Origin of the sequence: Nostoc sp. ChiVER01 (assembly GCF_034531155.1) — a bacterium.
In the GTDB taxonomy this organism is placed as follows: domain Bacteria; phylum Cyanobacteriota; class Cyanobacteriia; order Cyanobacteriales; family Nostocaceae; genus Nostoc.
This window is the reverse complement of the sequence record NZ_JAVRBS010000009.1, coordinates 185,285-191,360: the sequence shown is the minus strand read 5'-3', so window position 1 is coordinate 191,360 and position 6,076 is coordinate 185,285. Positions and strand designations below refer to the sequence as shown.

The 6,076-nt window shown below is 41.0% G+C and carries 2 protein-coding genes; both read right to left on the bottom strand.

Annotated elements, in window-relative coordinates:
• The coding region (locus tag RMY00_RS14685; RefSeq protein WP_322648232.1) for an Hpt domain-containing protein at nt 1–3,052 on the bottom strand (3,052 nt) is incomplete at its 3' end.
• 91 nt (nt 3,053–3,143) lie between these two features.
• Nucleotides 3,144–6,074 (bottom strand): methyl-accepting chemotaxis protein, encoded by a 2,931-nt coding sequence (locus tag RMY00_RS14680; protein WP_322648231.1) that lies wholly within the window; start codon nt 6,072–6,074, stop codon nt 3,144–3,146.
• Nucleotides 6,075–6,076 lie beyond the last annotated feature (2 nt).

The window sequence follows — 6,076 nt, the reverse complement described above, 5'->3', positions numbered from 1 at the left end:
TATAGGTGGATGTAGCGACATCCTCAAACAGCGGTTGCGGATTTTCATCGAAACCGAACAAATCATCTGGCTGTGATGGAAGTGATGCTAAATCTGAACTTTCTCCAAAACTGTTATCTAGAGAATTTTCTATAGTCGATATATCCAGATCATCTGTGGTTTCCATCTTATAGGTGGATGTAGCGACATCCTCAAACAGCAGTTGCGGATTTTCATAGAAACCGAACAAATCATCTTGCTGTGATGGAAGTGATTCTAAATCTGAGCTTTCTTCAAAACTGATATTTTCTATAGCCGAGAGTTCATCCACAGTATTATCTGTGGTTTCCATCTGAATATAAGTGGATGTAGCGACATCTTCAAACAGCAACTGCGGGTTTTCATCGAAACCGAACAAATCATCTTGCTGTGATGGAAGTGATGCTAAATCTGAACTTTCTTCAAAACTGATATTTTCTATAGCCGAGAGTTCATCCACAGTATTATCTGTGGTTTCCATCTGAATATAAGTGGATGTAGCGACATCTTCAAACAGCAACTGCGGGTTTTCATCGAAAGGGTTGAATGAATCAAGTTCCAGATCAACAGCAGATATTTCTGGTGGCTGATTAGTAAATTCTGGAACAAAATCTGAAGCTTCTGGTTGTTGCGATCGCTTAATAATTTCTTCCCCTGGATACTGCGCCAACAAAGGCGTTTCAGGCGCGGAAGGCTGTAGGCGATCGTTGATTGCAGGGGAAATAGTTGAGTTACTCGGTTCTAACTCATCAAAGAAATCATCTCCAGAATCTGACGATAATATCAAATCTAATTGCTCTTGCTCCTGGAAATTGATATCAAAATCTTCTTCTATGTCAAAAATGGCTATAGGAGAAGGGATTGGCTGCTGACTGTCGGCAAAAATGTCACTAGTTGCCGCAAACAAACTCTCCTCTAAAGCCTTTTCCACATTTTGCTCAATTAAGGGATCAAATTTATCCTGTTCCTCTGTACTTTCTTGGTTCCAAAAGTTGCTCAGATCATTTTCTGATTCAGAAAACTCTGGTGCTGTTACAGCAGATGTATCAAATAAATCACTAATTTCTGGTTTGTTTGTAGATAGTAGTGACTGTTCTTCCGTTTCAGCAAATAGGCTATCTAGAGACAAGCCTGTTTCCTGGGGTAATGCTACGTAGTCACTAGGGGTAATTTCTTCTACCCAATTTGCATTTCTAGTTTCTAAGAATAAGTTATCAAAATTGTTTTGTTCGTTGGTAGATAGTTCTACAGAGGCGTTTGCCTCAGTTTCTGGTTGAGTTACTTCGCCTGTAGGTAATAGTTCTATATCATCATCTAGTGCCAATGTCAATACATCTTCAACCACATCGTTGTTGTTGACATCAGGAGGCAGGTTTGTATCACTAGTATGAATAAATTCTTGTAAATCTTGAGAAGAATCTAAATTTAGATTAAGTACGTTAATATCGCTTAACTCTAAAGTCGTAGCAGATGTTTGTTGATTTTGCGATTCTGAATTCTCTTTTTCTAAGAAATTTTCACCAAATAATAGGGATAAATCTTCTGTCGTGGCTGTGGTTGTTGACTGCTGCTCGTTATTTGTGTCTTCATCAAAAGAGAGAAAATCGGATAAATCGCTATTAGCATCCTCAGTGTCTGTGCTGTTGAAATCAATCCCAAAATTATCGGTAGCAGCAATATCTAAGATTTCTTCTTGATGCCAGCTTTCATCTAGTTCGGGAGTATTACCGTCAAATAAATCGGCAAGGGTATTTAACTCAGCTATTCCTACTTCTGGGCCATTGTGGTCAAGATTGCTACTGATTGGGTGTACTTCGTCATGTGAGGTAAAACTAAGACTAGTGTGAGTAGTAGCGTTTAATTGTGTCCCTTGTTGAACATAAGCGCGATCGCCCTTGACGTTGGCGTAGCTATCGCTCGTATCTTCTTCTAGATTAAGTTCTTCACTTGTCTGAGCTAGGTTAGTTATGACTAACGGCTCGGTGTTACCAGATAAAATTACCTCTGACGCAGTTGATGATTCTGTCAAAGGCGCAGACTGTTCGTTAAACAAATCTGTGGTAACTTCTAGCAACTCAATTTCTGCAAAGTTCAAAAGTGCTTCTAGTTGCTGACTAATTGTAATTTCAGCTTCTCTACCTTGCAGGACTAATTCTTGAGCTTGCTTGATTTCGGTAATGACAATTTTAGCTAACGTCAAATAAGTATTTTCAGAATTGCCGATCGCACTGGCTGCTGCTTGACACAAACCACACCACCTAGACAAATTCCAAGTTTCACCAAGCCTGACTAACTGGTAACAGCATTCCTGAAGTTTTTGTCGAGTTGAAGGTGTTGTTGTTTGCTTGAACAATTGCAACATTTCCCGCAGTCTTTGCAACACCTGGGCTTGAAATTCGCCCCAATTATTATTTTCTTTGGCGGTAACTGGCGATAGTGCAGCGTCGTTTCGCACCTCTTGGGGCGCTACCGACAATATTTCTGGAGATTCCTGATGGGTGTCTTCTGCCAAACTGAGAATATCTGGCCGCAGGAAAATTTCTGTAAGTGTAGAGACATTTTCTACAGAGGTTGTCTTTAGTTGGCTTGTACTATCTGATCCACTTTTTGCTTGTTCTACAAGTAGTTCCAGATGCTGATACAGCCATTGAAAGACTGGCTCAGTTTCTGACATCAAAGTATTAGCCGCATCTTCAGAAAGACCATAAGGCCCGCTCAAATGCTCTAACAGTGATTTCAGGGTATCAGATACACCGAGAAATAAAGACTCTAACTTTTGGTCAATCTGAACCGGATTATCTTTGAGAACTTTAAAACAATCTTCCAGACGGTGAGAGGTATGCTGGATGCTAGTCAATCCAAGCATCGCCGCTCCTCCTTTGATGGAGTGAGCCGCCCGGAAGACTTCACTGATCATTTCCGGGTCGTTCAGGGTACCCTCTAAATTCAGCAAGCCCTGCTCAATAGTATTCAGGTGATCCCTGGCTTCTTCGATAAAGTAACCCAAAATCCGCTGTTGTTGTTCCGGCAGCATAGTTTTTTAGTCATTAGTCATTGGTCATTGGTCATTGGTCATTAGTCATTGGTCATTAGCAAATAAGAAAGGACAAAGGACAAATGACAATTTATCTGGTTTCTGTAGTTTCCACTCGGAAACGTTCAACGGAGGCGATTAAGTCACGGGATACACCTACTAAGTGTTGTAGGGCACCTGAAACTCGCTGTGCTTCCTGGGAAGTTTCTTGGGCGGTGAGTTCTACTGATTGCATTACATGAGCGACAGCGCGGGAAGTTTCAGTTTGTTCCACAGTGTCGCTGGTAATCGAACGTACAAGAATATCGATGCGATTCGCTACTTGAATAATGTTTTCGAGCGATCGCTTGGCTTCTTCTGCCAATTTTGTACCTTTAATTACTTGTTGTGTGCCTTCTTCCATCGCGGTCATTACAGAGCCTGTTTCGCTTTGGATTTGCATCACAATTTGTTCAATTTCCTTCAAGGATTTAGCAGATTTGTCTGCTAACTGGCGCACTTCGTCTGCTACAATTGCAAACCCGCGTCCAGCTTCTCCTGCCCTTGCTGCCTCAATACTAGCATTGAGTGCTAGTAAGTTTGTTCTAGAAGCAATTTGGGAAATCAACGCCACAATTTTAGAAATTTCTTGAGAAGATTCCGCTAACCGTTTCACTTTTCGAGTGGTTTCGGCAACTGTTTCTCGAATTTCCAAAATCCCCGCCACGGTATTTTCTACTGCTTCTCCACCTTTGAGAGCGATCGTACTAGCATCACGCGCAACCGTTTCAGCTTCCCGCGCTGCCTCGGCTACCCGTTGAATCGAGTCAGTCATTACCTGTACAGAATTTAGCGTCACCGCTAACTCTTCTGCTTGGCGCAAAGCATCACTAGATAAGGCTCTAGCAAAGGTTTCGGAATTGGTTGCACCTTTTGTCACATCCTTCGCCGCCACTTTTACCTGTTGCACAATATCCCGCAGGTTTTGAATTGTCAGGTTAAAAGCATCAGCTACCGCTCCCAATACGTCGGCTGTAACTTCAGCTTGGACTGTTAAATCACCTCTAGCAGCACCTTCCACATCATCCAAGAGGCGAATCACCTGGCGTTGCAGGTTTTCTTTGGCTTCCTCTTGTTCATCAGCTTTCCGTTGGGCTTCACTTGTGGTTGTGAAAATTACCCGTGCCATTTCATTAAAGCCAGTAGATAAATGGCCCAATTCATCTTCGGAAAACACTGTGGCTTGAGCATTCAAGTTTCCTTGACGTACAGCCTCAAACTGAGCTTGGAGATCATCAGTTGTGCGCCGAATTTGTTTGAGTGCAAGATTCCCCATGACGCCTGCGGTAGCAAAACCTGCAATCCCGGCTGCAAGCGACATTGCCCAACCAGTGTTTCGTACTGATTCTCGTTGTTGGGCTGGCGAGAATGTGGTGGCAACAAAGCTAACTGTGGCAACAACCAGCGCCGAGACAATGCCCACACTTCCAGCAATTAACCATTGCTTCCTTTCTATGGAGGCATTTTCTAATGGTGCTAACCATCCTTGCTCAACGCTGACATTGAGTTCTAGTTTTGAGACATCTGTTTGGCTAAAGACTGGAACTTCTTCATGGGAACCAGTCATTGTGAATAGTTCCTCTTCGCGATCGCTGGCTGCATTACTCGCAGAAGCCTCTACAGATGGAGAACGTTTACTGCCACTGGTTTCTAATGAAGCAGAATTCATCGCTAGATCGCCGAAGTTAGAATCTCCTTCGAGCAGATCAAACCCTGGAATGTTACCTAAATCATCAAATTCCTCAAAGTCATCTAAAAATTCTATATTGCTCTTAGAATTTTCTCCATTCATTATATTGTTTGAGTCTTCATAAGAGCTTAATCCCTCTGAGCCAAAGGCAGACTCAAATGCTTCCATATCAAAATTATCATCGTCATCAAAGCTATTTTTACCGATGATTTCGCCTGATTTAAACTGTTTGTTTTTTTCAGGTAGATTGCTGCTAAAAGATGAAGAATCATCAGATGCATCAGGCACAAAAGCTTCTTCTGCAAATTTTTTCGGCTTCAACCAATCATTGTGTGCTTCGATTTCAGGCAGATCATATTGACTCTTGTTATTTGTTGACGAACTATTTTGAAGTTCTTCTTGAACAAGAAATAAAGTTTCGTCTCCTAAACTAGATTTTGTATATTCATACTCCCCATTACTAACCTCTGGAGACTTTGGTTCACTCAACAAATCAGGGAGATTATTCTCGTTATTTCCAGTTTTAGAATTAGAAGAAGAGTTATTATTGTCAATAGCTGAATTATTGTCATCAGAATTTATCTGATTATCTGAAATCTGACTATTTACTAATGATTCTTCGTAGTTATCTTCTGATATATCTTCCTGCCAGAAAGCAGGTAACTCTAATTCTGTTTTATCCTCAAAATTACTGCTATTTAATTCTTGTTCCTGTAGTTCTTCATTGAAGGCAAAAGGATCGTCACCAAAAGCTGTAGAAGAATCTGATATTTTTCCTGTTCCAAGAGTATCTTCTGTTGGTATATCAAATGGACTTTTTGATGATATTTCTATAACGCTATTAACAGTTTCTTGATGCTCTCCAAAAAAGTTCAAATCAAGGTTATCACTGTCAAAATCCTCATTAGCGCCCAAATCTTCTAATTCTTGTTCGCTATCTACCAGTGCATCAGACATCTCTGGGGAATTGATTTGCTCTTGACTATCTGATGTATTAATTTCCCCACTGAATGACTGTAAATATTGATTGATATTCTCAATTCCATTATTGGCAAAACCAATAATTTCTTGATCGTCAGTCAAGCCTAATACCTTTTGATATTCTTCTTTTGCAACATCGTACTGTTGTAAAACATAGTAGATGTGACCCCTTAACAAATGGGAATTGGGGTCATTTGGTAAATTTTGCACCACTTGGTCAACTAAAGTGGCGGCAACCTCATAATTCCTTTGAATATAGGCGGTCATCGCCTGTTGATACGTTGGCTCGTAATTATCAATACTTGCTGCCATTT

Bases quoted from the DNA above. Each gene is read 5' to 3' on its own strand.
- RMY00_RS14680 (WP_322648231.1), bottom strand. From the start codon at position 6,074: ATGGCAGCAAGTATTGATAATTACGAGCCAACGTATCAACAGGCGATG.